The 15,537-nt window shown below is 29.7% G+C and carries 20 protein-coding genes; 13 read left to right on the top strand and 7 right to left on the bottom strand.

Annotated features, from left to right (window positions below; translation table 11 throughout):
• Positions 1-26: 26 nt before the first annotated feature.
• Genes hypB through msrA form a run of 6 tightly spaced genes read left to right on the top strand, consistent with a single transcriptional unit; the run spans position 27 to position 3,954 of the window.
• Positions 27-761, top strand: coding sequence for a hydrogenase nickel incorporation protein HypB (gene hypB, locus L8U00_RS02420; RefSeq protein WP_039628341.1), 735 nt, complete (start codon positions 27-29; stop codon positions 759-761).
• Positions 761-1,042, top strand: a complete 282-nt coding sequence (locus L8U00_RS02415; protein ID WP_039618343.1) for a HypC/HybG/HupF family hydrogenase formation chaperone — start codon at positions 761-763, stop codon at positions 1,040-1,042. The genes hypB and L8U00_RS02415 overlap by 1 nt, the downstream gene beginning before the upstream one ends.
• The gene (gene hypD / locus L8U00_RS02410; RefSeq protein ID WP_263708397.1) at positions 1,029-2,120 is read left to right on the top strand and encodes a hydrogenase formation protein HypD; all 1,092 of its coding nucleotides are present in this window, start codon (positions 1,029-1,031) and stop codon (positions 2,118-2,120) included. The genes L8U00_RS02415 and hypD overlap by 14 nt, the downstream gene beginning before the upstream one ends.
• Before the next feature lies 1 nt (position 2,121).
• Complete coding sequence (hypE, locus tag L8U00_RS02405) at positions 2,122-3,093, top strand: hydrogenase expression/formation protein HypE (RefSeq protein WP_263708396.1); 972 nt, start codon at positions 2,122-2,124, stop codon at positions 3,091-3,093.
• Positions 3,093-3,458, top strand: coding sequence for a hydrogenase maturation nickel metallochaperone HypA (locus L8U00_RS02400; RefSeq protein ID WP_039618337.1), 366 nt, complete (start codon positions 3,093-3,095; stop codon positions 3,456-3,458). The genes hypE and L8U00_RS02400 overlap by 1 nt, the downstream gene beginning before the upstream one ends.
• Positions 3,448-3,954: a peptide-methionine (S)-S-oxide reductase MsrA gene (msrA, locus tag L8U00_RS02395; protein ID WP_263708395.1), complete on the top strand. Its 507-nt coding sequence runs from the start codon at positions 3,448-3,450 to the stop codon at positions 3,952-3,954. Before L8U00_RS02400 ends, msrA begins: the two co-directional genes overlap by 11 nt.
• Here the strand turns inward: msrA and L8U00_RS02390 are convergent.
• From L8U00_RS02390 to L8U00_RS02360, 7 genes are read right to left on the bottom strand one after another with little or no spacing between them, the layout of a single operon-like run.
• Positions 3,951-4,151, bottom strand: coding sequence for a DUF2892 domain-containing protein (locus L8U00_RS02390; RefSeq protein WP_012661495.1), 201 nt, complete (start codon positions 4,149-4,151; stop codon positions 3,951-3,953). The two genes, msrA and L8U00_RS02390, sit on opposite strands and share 4 nt — an antisense overlap.
• 57 nt (positions 4,152-4,208) lie before the next feature.
• Positions 4,209-4,814 carry a Crp/Fnr family transcriptional regulator gene (locus tag L8U00_RS02385; RefSeq protein ID WP_263682258.1) on the bottom strand — a complete coding sequence of 202 codons (606 nt, stop codon included), beginning with the start codon at positions 4,812-4,814 and terminating at the stop codon, positions 4,209-4,211.
• A gap of 39 nt (positions 4,815-4,853) precedes the next feature.
• Complete coding sequence (tpx, locus tag L8U00_RS02380; RefSeq protein WP_012661493.1) at positions 4,854-5,378, bottom strand: thiol peroxidase; 525 nt, start codon at positions 5,376-5,378, stop codon at positions 4,854-4,856.
• A gap of 54 nt (positions 5,379-5,432) precedes the next feature.
• Positions 5,433-7,460, bottom strand: a complete 2,028-nt coding sequence (locus L8U00_RS02375; RefSeq protein WP_263708394.1) for an ATP-dependent helicase — start codon at positions 7,458-7,460, stop codon at positions 5,433-5,435.
• Between the two features lie 7 nt (positions 7,461-7,467).
• Complete coding sequence (locus L8U00_RS02370; RefSeq protein ID WP_087700579.1) at positions 7,468-8,709, bottom strand: ArsS family sensor histidine kinase; 1,242 nt, start codon at positions 8,707-8,709, stop codon at positions 7,468-7,470.
• Positions 8,706-9,380 (bottom strand): response regulator transcription factor, encoded by a 675-nt coding sequence (locus tag L8U00_RS02365; protein WP_120759067.1) that lies wholly within the window; start codon positions 9,378-9,380, stop codon positions 8,706-8,708. The genes L8U00_RS02370 and L8U00_RS02365 overlap by 4 nt, the downstream gene beginning before the upstream one ends.
• Before the next feature lie 12 nt (positions 9,381-9,392).
• Complete coding sequence (locus L8U00_RS02360; protein WP_263708393.1) at positions 9,393-10,811, bottom strand: DegQ family serine endoprotease; 1,419 nt, start codon at positions 10,809-10,811, stop codon at positions 9,393-9,395.
• A gap of 150 nt (positions 10,812-10,961) precedes the next feature.
• Here L8U00_RS02360 and L8U00_RS02355 point away from each other — a divergent pair, with 150 nt between their 5' ends.
• From L8U00_RS02355 to L8U00_RS02325, 7 genes are read left to right on the top strand one after another with little or no spacing between them, the layout of a single operon-like run.
• A complete protein-coding gene (locus tag L8U00_RS02355; protein ID WP_263708392.1) occupies positions 10,962-11,834 on the top strand; it encodes a J domain-containing protein in 873 nt (290 codons plus the stop codon).
• Positions 11,835-11,846: 12 nt separating this feature from the next.
• Entirely contained in the window at positions 11,847-12,221 is a 375-nt protein-coding gene (locus L8U00_RS02350) for a heat shock protein transcriptional repressor HspR (protein ID WP_039668403.1), read from the top strand.
• Positions 12,222-12,245: 24 nt separating this feature from the next.
• A complete protein-coding gene (locus L8U00_RS02345) occupies positions 12,246-13,871 on the top strand; it encodes a cation:proton antiporter (protein ID WP_263663303.1) in 1,626 nt (541 codons plus the stop codon).
• Entirely contained in the window at positions 13,868-14,200 is a 333-nt protein-coding gene (locus L8U00_RS02340) for a hypothetical protein (RefSeq protein WP_263708390.1), read from the top strand. Before L8U00_RS02345 ends, L8U00_RS02340 begins: the two co-directional genes overlap by 4 nt.
• Entirely contained in the window at positions 14,197-14,823 is a 627-nt protein-coding gene (locus tag L8U00_RS02335; protein WP_263708389.1) for an HAD family hydrolase, read from the top strand. Before L8U00_RS02340 ends, L8U00_RS02335 begins: the two co-directional genes overlap by 4 nt.
• A gap of 2 nt (positions 14,824-14,825) precedes the next feature.
• Positions 14,826-15,089 (top strand): DUF2018 family protein, encoded by a 264-nt coding sequence (locus tag L8U00_RS02330; protein ID WP_039618310.1) that lies wholly within the window; start codon positions 14,826-14,828, stop codon positions 15,087-15,089.
• A 29-nt stretch (positions 15,090-15,118) separates the two neighbouring features.
• Positions 15,119-15,526 (top strand): exporting protein, encoded by a 408-nt coding sequence (locus L8U00_RS02325; RefSeq protein ID WP_263679458.1) that lies wholly within the window; start codon positions 15,119-15,121, stop codon positions 15,524-15,526.
• Positions 15,527-15,537: the final 11 nt, after the last annotated feature.

Here is a 15,537-nt window from a genome sequence, read left to right as displayed (position 1 = left end):
TAAAATAAAAATATAAAGGAAAGATTATGTGTAAAGATTGTGGCTGTTCTATTAATGGACATGAACATCATCATGATCACCATCATGAAAATCCAGCTTTAAAAGATGAAAAAACTATTAATGTTATTAGTAAAATTTTATCAAAAAATGATCATCAAGCAGCTCATAATAGAGAGCATTTTAATGAGTATAATACTCTTTGTATTAATCTAATGAGTTCTCCAGGAAGCGGTAAAACAACACTTTTAGAAGAAACTATAAAAACTTTAAAAGATGATTTAAAAATAGCCGTGGTTGAAGGGGATTTAGAAACTAATAATGATGCAAATCGCATTATCAAAGCAGGAGGCTTAGCTCATCAAATCACCACAGGACAAACTTGCCATTTAGATGCTTTTATGGTGCATGAAGCTTTACATCATTTCAAACTTAGTGAGCTTGATATAGTATTTGTTGAAAATGTGGGAAATTTAGTATGTCCTGCAAGTTATGATTTAGGCGAGCATTTAAATGTAGTTTTACTTTCAGTAACAGAAGGTAGCGATAAGGTAGAAAAATATCCAGTGATGTTTAGAAAGGCTGATTTATTAGTCATTACTAAAGCCGATTTAGCTCAGCATTTTGACTTTGATTTTAAAGCAGCTTCTATGGCTGCTAAAAGGCTAAATCCTAAAATAGATATTATGATTTTAGATAGCAAAACAAAAACAGGGTTTGATCTTTGGATAAATTATCTAAAAATGAAAAAGGAGCTTAACTAATGTGTCTTTCTATACCTTCTAAAATTTTAGAAATTGATGAGCTAAATTCAGCCATAGTAGAAACTTTAGGGGTTAAAAGAAGGGTGAGTTTAGACTTGATAAGCGAGCCTTTAAAGGTAGGCGATTATGTGCTTATACATGTGGGTTTTGCTATGGAAAAAATCGACACTCAAGCTGCACAAGAGAGTTTAAAAATTTATACAGATATAGCAGAGAAAATGCAAAATGGGCAAATCGATGAAAATGAAGGCGATATGGGGCTAAAAAATGGATTTAATTAATGATTTTAGAGATAAAGAAAGAATTTTAGCCCTAAAAGAACTTATTGCTTCTAAAATTACTAAGCCTATTAATATCATGGAAATTTGCGGTGGACATACGCATAGTATTATGAAATTTGGTTTGCCTGATTTATTACCAAAAGAAATTAATTTTGTTCATGGCCCAGGCTGTCCCGTGTGTGTTATGCCAAGAGAGCGTATTGATGTAGCTTTAAAGCTTGCAAGTATGCCAAATACTATCTTTTGTGTATTAGGCGATATGCTTAAAGTGCCAGGAAGTTATGAAAGCTTAATTGATCTTAGAGCCAAAGGAGCTGATATTAGAGCACTTTATACACCTTTGGATGTGATAGATATAGCCATAAAAAATCCTGAAAAAAATATAATCTTTTTTGCCATAGGTTTTGAGACAACTACGCCTATGAGTGGGGTGATTATAGAAAAAAGCATGGCTTTAAATTTAAAAAATTTATTTTTTCATATCAATCATGTTTTGGTTCCACCCGCAGTAGAAGCTATCATGCAAGATAAAAATGTAAAAATTGACGCCTTTTTAGGACCTTCTCATGTAAGCGTTATCACAGGATCAAACATTTATGAACCTATTGCTAAAAAATACAAAACTCCTATAGCAGTGAGTGGTTTTGAGCCAGTTGATATAATGCTTAGTGTGTTAAATATAGTAGAGCAAATGAATGCAAATACTTTTGAAGTTTATAATGAATATCACAGAGTAGTTAGTAAAGAAGGAAATTTAAAAGCTAAGGCTTTAGTAGAAAAATACTTTAAACCTTGTGATTTTGAATTTAGAGGTCTTGGGGTAATTATAAATGGTGGGCTTTGTTTAAAAGATGAATTTGCGCACTTAGATGCTAGCAAAGTGTTTGATTGTAAAGTGCAAAGTAAAGATGAGAGTAAAGCTTGTATTTGTGGTCAAATTTTAAGAGGCTTAGCTAAGCCTTATGATTGTAAGGTGTTTGCAAAAGCTTGTACTCCAAAAAATCCCATAGGTAGCTGTATGGTTTCTAGTGAAGGAGCTTGTGCGGCTTATTATAAATACTATCAAGATAAGGCATAAAATGAAACAAATTACTCTAGCCCACGGTGGTGGTGGCGAAGAAATGAATGCTTTGATAAATGAAATTTTTTCTATTTTTGAAAATGATGTTTTAAAAGAAGCAAATGACGCTGCTATTTTAGATGATTTAGCTTTTAGCACCGATTCTTTTGTACTAAATCCTATCTTTTTAAAAGATATAAATATAGGAAAATTAGCAGTTTGTGGTAGCGTAAATGATGTATTAATGGTGGGAGCAAAACCGCTATATTTATCACTAGCTTTGATTTTAGAAGAGGGTTTTGAGATAGAAAAGTTAAAAATTATACTAAAATCTATAAAAGAAGAATGTGATAAAGCAGGAGTAAAACTAGTTTGCGGGGATACTAAAGTTGTTCCTAAAAATAAAGGCGATGAAATATATATTAATACCTCATGTATAGGTAAAAATATACAAAAAATCAATACCAAAGACTTAAAAAGTGGTTGTAGCATCTTAGTTTCAAGGGATATTGGAGCTCATGGTTGTGCAGTTTTGGTTGAAAGAAATAATTTAGAGGCAAATATCCAAAGTGATTGTAAAAGCTTAAAAGATGAAGTTTTAACACTTTTAAATGCAGATATTTCTATAAAAGCAATGCGTGATGCTACGCGTGGTGGACTTAGTGCGGTTTTAAATGAATGGGCTAAATTAAGTAATTTAGAGCTTTTAATATATGAAGAAAAAATTCCAGTTTGTGATGAAGTTTTAGGGGTTTGTGAGCTTTTTGGATATGAGCCTTATGAGCTTGCAAATGAAGGAACTTTTATTATTTGTGTAGATAAAAAAGATGAGCAAAAAGCATTAGAAATTTTAAAACAATTCAATGCTAATGCAGCTATTATAGGTGAAATCACAGCTAATGAAAAAGCAAGAGTGGTTTTAGAAAATGCTTATGGAGCAAAACGCATTTTAGAGGCTCCAAAAGGCGAACTTTTGCCAAGAATTTGCTAATGCATGAGTTAAGTATTACAGAATCATTACTAGAGCTTTGCGAAGAATATGCTCAAGGAAAAGTTATTGAAGAAGTGCATGTTAAAATAGGGCGCTTAAGCGGGGTTGAACCTCCACTTTTACAAAGAAGCTTTGAAACTTTTAAAGAAAATAGTCCTTTGTGTAAGAATGCTAAATTTATTATGCATATTCAAGAAGTAGTAGTTGAATGTCAAAAATGCCATTTTAGCGGAGTGCTTGAAAATAATATCTTTTGGTGCCCAAAATGCGAAGATAAAGATCTAAAAATCATAGATGGAGAAGAACTTTATCTTATGCAACTTGTTTTAAAAGAAAATGAGGATTTAGAAAATAATGACAAATAAAGAAATTATCTTAGGTGCGGGTTGTTTTTGGTGTACTCAAGCTGTGTTTGATGAAATTAAAGGCGTAGTTTATACAGAAGTAGGTTATAGCGGTGGCAAGCCAAATCCAAGTTATGAAAGCGTGATAAATGGTGATGGGAATATAGAAGTAGCTAAGATAATTTATAATGAAAAACAAATTTCATTAGAAAAAATCTTAGAAATTTTTCTCAAAATGCATGATCCAACAAGCCTAGATAAACAAGGTGCTGATGAGGGGATACAATATAGATCAGTTGTTTTTTATCAAACTAATGAGGAGTTAAAAATTATTAGCAATTTTTTACAAAAAGTACAAAAATATTACGCTAAAGCTATAGTTACGCAAGTTTTAAAATTAGAAAAATTTTATAAGGCTGAGGATTATCATCAAAAATATTTTAAAAATAATCCCAACCAAGCTTATTGTAGATTTGTCATTACACCAAAGCTAGAAAAACTAGCAAATCATTCCTAGTTTTTCTTTTTAGAAATAGGGCAAACCCCAAGTGGACAAGCTTGTTTTCCACTAAGTACTCTTATAGGACAAACAGCAAAAATACCTGTTAATAAAGGAATCAAACCCAATAATCCCCACCAAGTTGAAAAATAAACTCCTAAAGAAAACGCCACTATGGCTAAAGCTATTCTTAGCACTCTTTCTAATTTACTCATAATTTCTCCTTTTTGTTGATATTATAAATAAATTTTAAAAGTATTTCTGTGATAAAGTTACAAAGAAATTAGTATTATTTTAGATCTTTCAAGTTTGATTTTACCTTCTTTTTCTAATTCTTTTAAAATTCTTGAAACGGCTTCTCTGGCGCTTCCTAAGTGATTAGCTAAAGCTTCATGGGTAATTTTTAAAGTATTGTTGCTAGCATTTTCTTTCAAAAAATCACAAATTCTAGAAGATAAAGGCATAAATAAAGCTTGTTCTAAAACTTTGATTAAGGTATTAAAACGCTTGGTGATTAAACTTAAAACATAATTATTAATTTTTGGGTATTTTTCTTTTAAAATTTGAAAAATTGTTGAGGGGATGATGGCTATACTTGTATTTTGAGTACTTTGTATAAAAACATCATAAGATATGCCATCCATATTACACTCAGAGCAAATAACGCATTCGTCATTTTCTTTAAGGTGAAAAAGTGTTATTTCTTTTGCATTTGGGGTTAAAATAAAAGCTCTAAGCTCACCTTTTAAAATTTTTATAAATCCTAAACATTTATCATTGACCTTAAAGTCTTTTTCAATGTTTATTATTTGTAAGTGCTCTTGTATAAGTTTGAGATCTTGTTTTTCTATTTCAAAACGAGAAAGAAAATTTTCCATGTTTTTAAGTTTTAAAAGCCTATAAAAGGCTTTTAAATTTTAGTGGCAACCACAACCACCACATCCGCAACTTTGACCAAAGAAGCTTTCTAAAGCTTGCATATTTGGAAGTTCTGTTACTTCATTTACCAATTCTTTATAAGCAACCACACCATCTTTAACTACAAACACTGCTCTAGCTAAAATTCCCTCAAGTGGACCATCAGCCATTAAAACACCATATTTTTCACCAAATTCTTTAGAAACAAAATCACTTGCAACAGTTAAATTATCTATACCTTCAGTTGAGCAAAAACGACCCATAGCAAATGGTAAATCCATGCTAACTACGATTACTTCTACACCGCTTGCTGCTGCTTTTTTATTAAATTCTCTAGCTTCAGTTGCACATACTGGAGTATCAAGACTTGGTACGCTGATAATAATTTGAGTTTTGCCTTTTGGGGCAATTTCAACACCTGAAAGATCTTTAGCTTTTAAGGTGATATTTGGAGCCATATCGCCAACTTGGATGTTATTTCCTTTTAGATTTACTTTATTTCCTTTGAATAATACACTATTCATTTTTTCTCCTTGAATGATTTTTATTAATCATAATATAAAAAGATTAATAAAGTCTTATTTTTGTTCTTCTTTGCACATACCTGCTTCGATTAGAAAACACGAAGGTTGATAATTGCTTTTTTTAATCTTGTCATATTTTGCATAGCTTAAGTATAAAGTATCCTTAGCTCTAGTTACTGCTACATAAAAAAGCCTTCTTTCTTCTTCCAAACTTCCACCCATGCTCATGAGTTTTTGATTAGGAAATCTTCCTTGTGCAAGATCAATTACAAATACAAGTTCAAACTCAAGCCCCTTACTAGCATGTATGCTTAAAAGATTAACCCCGCTACCACTACTCATTTCACTAGCACCAAGAGTAAGAAAATTATAATATTTATAATTATCACTGTAATTTTTAGCAAGTTCTTTTAATACAAACATTTTTGCATTGATTTTTTCTAAAATTTCATTTTTTTTATTTAAATCGACATTAGAGCTTTTGTTAGTTGCTCTTTTGGTTGCTAAAATATCACAAATTTCTTTAAAATAATCATTTTCTAAGATTAAATTTACAAGCTGAGTTGAAACCTTACACTCGCTTGCTTTTTTAATAAAAAGATAAATTTTTTCAAGATTTTTCGCACAAAACTCGTTGATTTTAGGTAGACTTAAAATAGGATGGGTGTTAAATTCACTTTCTAAGTTAAACCTTGAAGGCGAGGCTAGCTCCTCAATATCATCAAAAAGTCCTAGTTGGTAACTTTGTTTTTTGTATTTTTTTAAATTTACGCTACTATCAGGATTTAAAAAGCCTTTAATTAAACTAGAATGTCCTAATTTTAATAAAGCATCAAAAATATCTTTTGCCAAAACCCCACCAACTCCTTTGGTGTATTCAAGTAAATGTATAAAAGCCATGATATCTTTTGGATTAAGCACGATTGCAAGCATAGAGCAAAAGTTTTTAACTTCCAAGCTTTCAAAAAAACTTCCCCCGCCTTTTCTTTTGCTTGCTATACCAAGTTCTCTCAAGGCAACTTCTACTCCATCTGCACTAGAATTGTTTCTAAAAATAACAGCGATTTCATCAAGATTAACTCCACTTTGTAAGATTATTTTTGCTATGGTAGAGTATTGATCAAATAATTCATTGAAAGTTAGCAAACTTGGTGCTTTAAAATCTCCTTCTCTAGTTACAATCAATTCTTTAGGATATAATCTTTCATTGTTTAAGATTACCTTATTAGCTAGCGCAAGTATATTTTTACTAGAACGATAGTTTTTATTTAAAGTAAAAATATTTGCATCGATAAATCTATCTTTAAAACTTCCTATAATAGAAATATCAGCTCCATTAAAAGCATAAATACTCTGGTCATAATCGCCCACACAAAATAAACTTTTACTTTTAAAAGCATCAATTAATGAACCTTGTAAAGTATTAGTATCTTGGTACTCATCTACTAAAATCTCATCAAATTCAAAATGATGTGAAGCTAAAACATGTTTTAATTTGATCAATAAATCATTAAAATCCACATAGTTAAAACGCATTTTTTCTTCTTCGTATTCTTTTAAAATATCTTCATAAATTTCAGCATAAACAGCTTGTTCATCATAATTTTGACAAAACCAATTATAAAATTCATCTAAGTTTGCATTAGTATTTTGAAATAAAGAATACACATCATACAAATAGCTTGGCATATAAGGTTTAGTATCGCTTAAATGATGAAAAGTGCGTTTTTCAAAAATAGAACGCAAAAGAATTTTAAGCTCACTCGCAGGTTTTAAAATAATATCATGATTTAACTCTTTAAGTAGAGAATAAGCAGTACTATGAAAAGTTCCTGCTGTGATTTTTGAAGTAATGCTTTTATCAAAATACCTACTAAGTCTTTCAATCATCTCTTTACTAGCTTTGTTTGTAAAGGTTAGAAGCATAATTTTTTCAGGCTTTATATTATTTTGAAGTAAAAAGGCTATTCTTGCAACTATGGTTGAAGTTTTACCTGTGCCTGCACTTGCTATGATTAGATTGTGTCCAAAAGGAGCACTAGCAGCTTTGTATTGTTCTTCATTTAAACGCGATAAGGGCATGAGCTTCCTAGTTTAAAATTATATTTTGTATATCATTAAAATAAAAATGATTGATACCATCTTTATATTCATAATAAAGCGTAAGTTTATGAGAATCTAAAATAGTCTTAACAATATATAATCCAAGTCCAAAACTATCTTTGTTTTTCTTTCCTTGCGTAAAAGCTTGAGTGTAGTATTTCAAGTCTTTATCTAAGGCTTTTCCTTTGTTTTTAAAGCAAAGATAATCTTTAGTTATTTCTATAGTAACGCAATTTTCATCAGAGTATTTTGTTGCATTATCTATCATATTTTTCATCGCAGTAGTAAAAAGTTTAAAATCCACATTGACGCTAAAACTTTCTTTGATACTAATTTTTACTTTTTCATCATCACTCATAGCTATATCTTTAGCTTCATCTAAAAGATCTAAGATATTGTATTTTTTTAAATTAATCAAACCAGCACCTGAAGTAATTTGTTCAATGGCTGCAAATTCATTAATCAAAATTTCCAAACGATTAAAAGCACCCACTAATCTTTCTTTATATTTGCTATCTTCAAGCATTTCTAAAGTAATTAAACCTTTAGTAATAGGTGTTTTTAACTCATGCATAATATTTCTTAAGAAAAATTGCCTTGAAGTGTTTAGTTTTTGAATTCTCAAAATAGACTCATAAAAGGCTGTTGCTACTTGAGAAATTTCATCATTGCCTTTACTGACATTTTGAATTTCATTGAGTTTATTTTCGCCAAATTTATCTATTTGTCTTTTTAAAGCTCTAAGTGGTTTTAATTTTCTAATGATAAAAATATATAAAATCAATAAAACCATTACCACTATACTAGCAATAAGCTTAATCACAAAATAACGATAACCTTGATATTCTAAATCTTTGTACAAATAAAGCTTACCATCAAAAATGATTTTTAAATATACATTATCTTCTAAAGTAATGATTTCAACCACACCTGTGCTAGTTTGAGCGCGTGCTATGGTTTCAGCTTTGTAGATGATTTTTCTTATAGAAGATGGGGTTGTTAGTTCTATCATTTTGTAATTTTTTGTTTGCTCATAAAATTCTTTTTCGCTAATTACATGGTTAAAATACAATAATCTTGCATTAGCTATAAAAGAATATTTCGCATTAAGCTCATTAGTGTAATTTTGCTGATCATATTTTATAAGCCATAAAAATGCCAAAATCACACTAACACTAGCAAGCAAAAAAACAAAGGTTATGGTATAAAAAATTGATGATTTATTCATTGAGTTAATTTATACCCTATACCTCTGATTGAATGAATGTATTTTGGAGTTTTAGGATCATCTCCGATTTTTTGTCTGATTCTGCTAATGATTACATCTATACTTTTATTGCTAGAATCTTCACTAATAGAGCTACAATTATACACAAGTTCTTCACGACTCACCACTCCACCTTCTTTTTTAATTAAATAACTCAAAATATCAAATTCAGCATTGGTAAAGCTAATTTCTTGATCTTTCATAGTGATAGTATGTTTATATTTATCATATACAAGATCTTTTTTAACTTGAGCTTGAGCGGTTTTTGTATTTGAAATTCTTCTTAAATGACTTTTAATCCTTGCTTGAAGCTCTTGAGGATTATATGGTTTTGGTAAATAATCATCTGCACCCAAATCAAGAGCTGTAACCTTATCACTAATATCATGTCTTGCACTTGAAATGATAATAGGTGTATCATATTTTTTACGAATTTCTTCACAAACTTCAAGTCCATCAAGTCCAGGCAAGCTTAAATCTAAAATGATTAAATCATAAGGATTTAAAGCAAGTCTTGAAAGACCTATATAAGGTTCATGAGCAATATCTACTTTCATATCAAATTGCTCTAAATATTCAGCTATAATCTCAGCTAATTCTAAATCATCTTCTATCATTAAAATATTTGTCATTTTCTTCCTTTCTTAAAAAAGTAAAGCTCTAACCATACCACCTCTATTAATCCAAATTTTAACATATTCTTTGCCTTTATTTAATTCTAAAGCCTTAGATAATTCTTTAAAATTTGAAACTTCATATTGATCAATACCTATAATAATATCACCTTGCTCAAAGCCTATTTTTTCTGCTTTTGATTTTGGAGTAACTTCAGTGATTAAAATACCACTAATATTTTCAGGTATGCGGTATTGTTGTTTATTTTTAGAATCAAGCTCTACTAATTTTAAACCATCAATATAATCTTTTTCATATTGTAGCGATTTTTCATCTGTTTTTAGCATAAATTTAGCTGTTTTAACTTTATTATCTCTTTCATAAGTTACCTCTATAGCTTGTTTTGGATCAATACTTCCTATATAATTTTTTAAATCCATAGGGCTTTTAATCACAGTTTTATCTACTTTTATAATCAAATCACCTCTTTTTAATCCCGCATTGTAAGCTGCTGAGTCTTTTTGAACTTCTGTTATTAAAGCTCCTTCTTGATTGGTATAAGCTTTTTTAATATCTTGAGTTAAAGCTCCTATAACTACACCTAAATATCCTCTTTCTATTTTTCCATGCTCGATAAGTTTTTGTGCAATAGATTTTGCCATATTAGAAGGGATTGCAAAGCCTATACCATTATTTCCTCCACTTCTTGAAAGTATGGCTGAATTTATCCCAACTAGAGCCCCTCTGCTATCTACTAAAGCCCCACCTGAATTTCCAGGATTAATTGAAGCATCCGTTTGAATGAAATTTTCATATTGATTTAAACCTATATTGTTTTTATTTAAAGCTGAGATAATCCCACTTGTAACACTACTTCCAACACCAAAAGGATTACCTAGAGCAAATACTACATCACCTTCTAATAATTTATCCGAATCAGCAAAAACCACAGCAGGTAGGTTTTTTGCTTCTATTTTTATCACTGCTAAATCTGTTTTAGGATCAACTCCGATTAATTTAGTTTTATATTCAGTGCTAGAATCAGGTAAATTTACAGTAATTTTTTCAGCATCTTCTATAACATGATTATTTGTTATAATATAACCATCGCTTGAAATAATTACACCAGATCCAAGCGAACTTACTACTTCTTTTTTATTTTTTTTACTTTTTGGAGCTTGTGGAAAATCAAAACCAAAAAATTGTTTAAAATAAGGATCATTGAAAAAATCATCAATCCCAAAGGAATTACTTTGAACGGTTTTAGAAGTTGAAATATTCACAACTGAATTTTTAACTTTTTGTATAGAATCATGATAAGAAAGTATAGTATTTTGATTATCAGTTGGTAAAGATCTTTTTACATTATCATCTGCTTGTTTAAAATCAATACTAGCACTAAAAAGACTAGTTGCTAACGCCAAAGAAAGAACCATAGTTTTTTTCATGTATTATCCTTTGTAAAATCAATTTACACAAGTATAAAATTTTATTTTTACGCAATTGTAAATAAAACCTTTAGTTTTAAAACTTATAAAACTTGATTGACTAAGACTAAAGTTTATGGTATAATCTTATAAAAAATAAGGAATAAAAAAATGAGTAATAGTTTATATGAAACACTAGGTGTTTCGCAAAATGCTAGCGCAGATGAAATAAAAAAAGCTTATAGAAAATTAGCAAGACAATACCACCCAGATATCAATAAAGAAGCAGGTGCTGAGGAAAAATTTAAAGAAATTAACGCCGCTTATGAAATTTTAAGTGATGAGAAAAAAAGAGCTCAATATGATAGATATGGTGATTCTATGTTTGGTGGACAAAGTTTTCATGATTTTTCAAGAAATGCAGGCGGAGCTGATATTAATGATATTTTAAATAATATTTTCGGCGGAGGCTTTGGAGGCTTTGGTAGAGGTTTTAGTTCTAATAATAATTTTAGAAGTGGTTTTGGGGGTTTTGGTGGCTTTGAAGAGGATTTAGACTTACAAGCAAGTGTTAAAATTCCTTTTGAAAAAGGAATTTTAGGTGGTAAACACACAATAAATATCAACAACGAACAAATTAAAATCAAAATTCCACATGGTATAAAAGATGGCGAAAAGTTACGCATACGAGGTAAGGGGAAAAGCTTTCAAGGACAAAAAGGAGATTTGATTTTAAAGGTAGAGCTTGAAAAAAGCGATGAATACGAAAGAGAAGATGATGATTTATACAAAAAGGTTGAAATTAGTTTAAAAACAGCACTTTTTGGAGATAAAATCAGCGTACATACTCCAAGAAAAGAAGTTAAAATCACCATACCACCAAATTCAAAAAACAATCAAAAAATCAGACTTAAAGGCTATGGGGTGCAAAATAGAAAAACAGACCTTTATGGAGATATGTATTTAATTTTAAATGTAAAAATACCTGATATTAATAGCCTTGATCCTGAATTTGTAAAAATTTTAGAAGAAAAATTACCTTAAAAGGAGTATGCAATGGAGCATAGTTATGATGAACCGGTGTATCTTATAAGTGTTGTTGCAAAGGTTTTAAGCATACACCCACAAACTCTAAGACAATATGAAAAAGAAGGTTTGGTTGAACCAAGTAGAACCGATGGTAAAATGAGACTTTATTCTCAAAAAGATATAGATAGAATCAAAATGATTTTACGCTTAACAAGAGATCTTGGAGTTAATTTAGCTGGTGTTGATGTGATTTTAAAGCTAAAAACAAAAATTGATGAGTTTGAAAATACCATTGAAGAATTGAGATTAGAGCTTGATAGAAGAGATAATCCTTCAAAATCAAGAGCAGTAGTAAAACACAGAAGCAATTTTGACTTAATTTTTTTAGAAAAAATAAAATAATAAAACATTACAAAAGGTTGGTGAGTGGATGCTTTTATAACTTTATTTTTAACTGCAGTAGCAGTTGCTGTCGTACTTAATGTTATACTTAAAAAATTTGGAATTCCAACCATTATAGGCTATATAGCCACAGGTTTGTTTGTGCGTGAATTTTATGGTTTTAGCACCAATGAAATCATTATCCATGTGGCTGAGTTTGGTATAGTTTTTTTAATGTTTACCATAGGGCTTGAATTTTCATTTAAACACCTTTTAGCAATGAAAAAAGAAGTGTTTTTAAATGGAAGTTTGCAAATGCTAACTTGTGGTTTGGTTTGTACTTTGCTTGTAACTTATATTTTAGGTATAGCAAACCATATAGCAATGATAGCAGGTTTTGCTCTAGCTTTATCTTCTACAGCTATAGTTTTAAAAATACTTAATGATAGTGGCGATATCAATGAAGAATATGGCCGAAAAGCTTTGGGAATTTTGCTTTTTCAAGATATTGCTGTGATACCACTGCTGTTAATGATTGATATATTTAGCTCTCAAAATGCTGATATTTCAAAGCTTTTATTTACAACCTTAGTCAGTGCTGTGATTTTACTTGTTTTGCTTTATTTTATAGGCAAATACCTTTTTACTTATGTTTTAAAATTTATCATTAAGACCAATGCAAATGAAATTTTCATCGCTACCATACTTTTTACCGTAATAGGAGCAAGCTTTTTAGCACATTCTTTTGGTTTTTCTTACTCGCTTGGAGCATTCATAGCTGGAGCTTTGATAGCTGAAACTAAATATAAACATAAAATAGAAGCAGATTTGGTTCCTTTTAGGGATTTACTTTTAGGGTTTTTCTTTATCAGTGTTGGCTTGCAAATTGATTTTCATATAGTTTTTGAAAATTGGTTTTTGATTTTTGTTTTTGTAAGCTTGGTGTTATTGATAAAATTTGTAGTAATTTATGGTCTTTTAATCCTTTATACGAGAAAAAGAGTAGCTTTAAAAACTGCTTTGAGTATTTCTCAAATTGGAGAATTTGCTCTAGCGGTGTTTTCACTAATGCAAGTAAATTCGCTTATAGATGAAAAAACAGCACAAATTTTTATTATAGTTTCTATCATCACTATGGTTGCAACACCTTTTATTTTAAATAATCTTAGAAAAATAGCCAACGCAGCCGAAGGTGAGCAAAATGATATGGCTAAATTTTATCTATGTGATCAAAAAATGAAAGATCATTTTATCATTTTTGGTTATACAAGATTGGGTCAAGAAGTAGTGCAAAAGATCAAAAAAACAGGTATTCCATATCTAGTTTTAGAAAGTGATTTAAATTTAGTTGAGCTTGGGCGTAGCAGAAATGAGAATGTTTTTTTTGCTAGTGTAGCGCAAGTAGAAACATTAAAAGTAGCTAATATAGAAGAATGCTCAGTTGCTATTATAACCATAAGCAATGAAGCTAAACTTGATATGCTCTATCAAGTGCTTTCTAATTTCAATAAACCCATACAAACGGTTTTAAAAACAAGTGGTACAGGTGCTAAGATCATTTTCCCACACACTGATAAACATTTACACATTGTAGATGCTGAAGCTTCAATAGCTAGAAATTTAGTACAAGAAGCATTACAATGTAGAATCAATACAAGTGCAGCAGAATGAAAAATGATGAAAAAGCTTTAAGAGTTAAATATGTAAGAGCTTTGGAAAAATTTACCAACTCTGCTGTGAATGCTTTAAAAAGGGAAGATTTTGATTTAACACTTTTTAGAGAAAGAATGCAAAAAAATGCTAAAATCTTTGAAAAAGTTCAAGCGGTGTTTTTGGATTCTACTTATAATAAAGCTTTAGAGCTTTTTGTAAATGAGTGTTTAGATGAGAGTTTGGATCAAAAAACCTTAACTTCAAAAGCTAATGCTTTGTATAAGCTAAAAAATAATCAAAGTTATAAAAAAGACAAACATAAAATTAAATTTAAGGATGAATATTGATAAATGTAATTTTTGATATGGATGGCACGCTTATAGATAGTGCTAATGCTATAGTATGTGCGGTAAATGAAATAAGAGCGGATTTAAATTTAGAACCTTTAAAAAGAGAGTTTATTTTAGATACTATCAATACTCCTGGGCAAAATTATGCTAAGATTTTTTATGGGGTTGATACTTACTCGCATACTAGCTTTAAAGAAGGTTATGAGAAATATTTTATTAAGCATTATGATCAAAGTGTGGTGCTTTTTGATGGTGTGCTTGAGGTTTTGGAATTTTGTAAAAAAAAAGATTGTTATCTGGCTATAGCTACTAATGCACCTCAGGAAAGCTTAGTACCTATTTTAAAAAAACAAAACATTCTTTCATATTTTGATAAAATACTAGGTGTTAGTTATGGTATAGAAGCTAAGCCTGATCCTATGATGCTAAGATTAATCGCAGATGAAGCAAAATATGAAAAAAGTATTTTCATAGGCGATAGCTTAAAAGATAGACTTTGTGCTAAAAATGCTAAGATGGATTATATACATATTTCTTGGCAAAAAGAAATTAAAGACTTAGATGAAGCTAACGATAAAACTACTTTAATAGAAAAAATTCAAACTTACATAAAAGGTTAAAAATGGATATTTTTGATGAAATGTTTGCAAAAAGCCCTAAAGAAAAATTTATTGAAACAATAAAATATGCAAATTTAGGTGCATTGGAAAATGTTTTAGAAAAATTATTAGCCGATCATATCGCTATGATAGAGCTTTTAGAAAAAAATAATTTAAATGAAAGCGATGTAGCGCAATTTCAAATGGAAAATTCACTCTTAATAGATGAGAGAAAAAATGATTTTTACATAGGCTTAAGTGCTGAAATTTTAGGGCATGAGGGTTGATTTTGCGTTTACTTTTATCTTTATTTTTGATGTTTAACTTTTTAAAGGCTGAAGTATTTTTTGATTATACTTATAAATTTACCCTGAGTAAAGATGAAAAAGCAAGTGTAAAAATAAAAGAAATTGACTATCCTGATGAGATTTATTACTTTGACTTCTCATGGACTTTATTTGATCAAACTAATATCATTGTTCATTCAAAGTATAAAAAATACCCTAGACAATTTGTGATGTCTTTAAGAAGAAATTTAAACTGGGTTGATCAAACCTTAGTGCCTGATTATAAAAATCCTCATATAGATAGAGCAAGATTGATACTTGAATTTAGTGATTTTAAAAAAGGTGAGGCTATTTTTACTGTGTATATAGAAGATAGAGATAAGAAATTAGAAGTAGAATTTTTAGACCCTAGAAAAGCCACTCTTAATCAAAACTAAAGTAAAATTTA

The organism is Campylobacter sp. IFREMER_LSEM_CL2256 (genome assembly GCF_025771645.1).
GTDB lineage: Bacteria > Campylobacterota > Campylobacteria > Campylobacterales > Campylobacteraceae > Campylobacter_D.
The sequence above is the reverse complement of the archived record's forward strand: the minus strand, read 5'-3'. Positions and strand labels throughout refer to the sequence as shown.

What these genes read in the sequence shown, in the direction of transcription:
- L8U00_RS02355 (WP_263708392.1), top strand. Translation starts at nt 10,962, where the DNA reads ATGAGTAATAGTTTATATGAAACACTAGGTGTTTCGCAAAATGCTAGC.
- L8U00_RS02375 (WP_263708394.1), bottom strand. Translation starts at nt 7,460, where the DNA reads ATGCCCTTATCGCGTTTAAATGAAGAACAATACAAAGCTGCTAGTGCT.
- L8U00_RS02400 (WP_039618337.1), top strand. Translation starts at nt 3,093, where the DNA reads ATGCATGAGTTAAGTATTACAGAATCATTACTAGAGCTTTGCGAAGAA.
- L8U00_RS02330 (WP_039618310.1), top strand. Translation starts at nt 14,826, where the DNA reads ATGGATATTTTTGATGAAATGTTTGCAAAAAGCCCTAAAGAAAAATTT.
- hypE (WP_263708396.1), top strand. Translation starts at nt 2,122, where the DNA reads ATGAAACAAATTACTCTAGCCCACGGTGGTGGTGGCGAAGAAATGAAT.
- L8U00_RS02360 (WP_263708393.1), bottom strand. Translation starts at nt 10,811, where the DNA reads ATGAAAAAAACTATGGTTCTTTCTTTGGCGTTAGCAACTAGTCTTTTT.
- L8U00_RS02340 (WP_263708390.1), top strand. Translation starts at nt 13,868, where the DNA reads ATGAAAAATGATGAAAAAGCTTTAAGAGTTAAATATGTAAGAGCTTTG.
- L8U00_RS02370 (WP_087700579.1), bottom strand. Translation starts at nt 8,709, where the DNA reads ATGAATAAATCATCAATTTTTTATACCATAACCTTTGTTTTTTTGCTT.
- L8U00_RS02415 (WP_039618343.1), top strand. Translation starts at nt 761, where the DNA reads ATGTGTCTTTCTATACCTTCTAAAATTTTAGAAATTGATGAGCTAAAT.
- L8U00_RS02365 (WP_120759067.1), bottom strand. Translation starts at nt 9,380, where the DNA reads ATGACAAATATTTTAATGATAGAAGATGATTTAGAATTAGCTGAGATT.
- hypB (WP_039628341.1), top strand. Translation starts at nt 27, where the DNA reads ATGTGTAAAGATTGTGGCTGTTCTATTAATGGACATGAACATCATCAT.
- L8U00_RS02325 (WP_263679458.1), top strand. Translation starts at nt 15,119, where the DNA reads ATGTTTAACTTTTTAAAGGCTGAAGTATTTTTTGATTATACTTATAAA.
- L8U00_RS02390 (WP_012661495.1), bottom strand. Translation starts at nt 4,151, where the DNA reads ATGAGTAAATTAGAAAGAGTGCTAAGAATAGCTTTAGCCATAGTGGCG.
- L8U00_RS02385 (WP_263682258.1), bottom strand. Translation starts at nt 4,814, where the DNA reads ATGGAAAATTTTCTTTCTCGTTTTGAAATAGAAAAACAAGATCTCAAA.
- hypD (WP_263708397.1), top strand. Translation starts at nt 1,029, where the DNA reads ATGGATTTAATTAATGATTTTAGAGATAAAGAAAGAATTTTAGCCCTA.
- tpx (WP_012661493.1), bottom strand. Translation starts at nt 5,378, where the DNA reads ATGAATAGTGTATTATTCAAAGGAAATAAAGTAAATCTAAAAGGAAAT.
- msrA (WP_263708395.1), top strand. Translation starts at nt 3,448, where the DNA reads ATGACAAATAAAGAAATTATCTTAGGTGCGGGTTGTTTTTGGTGTACT.
- L8U00_RS02350 (WP_039668403.1), top strand. Translation starts at nt 11,847, where the DNA reads ATGGAGCATAGTTATGATGAACCGGTGTATCTTATAAGTGTTGTTGCA.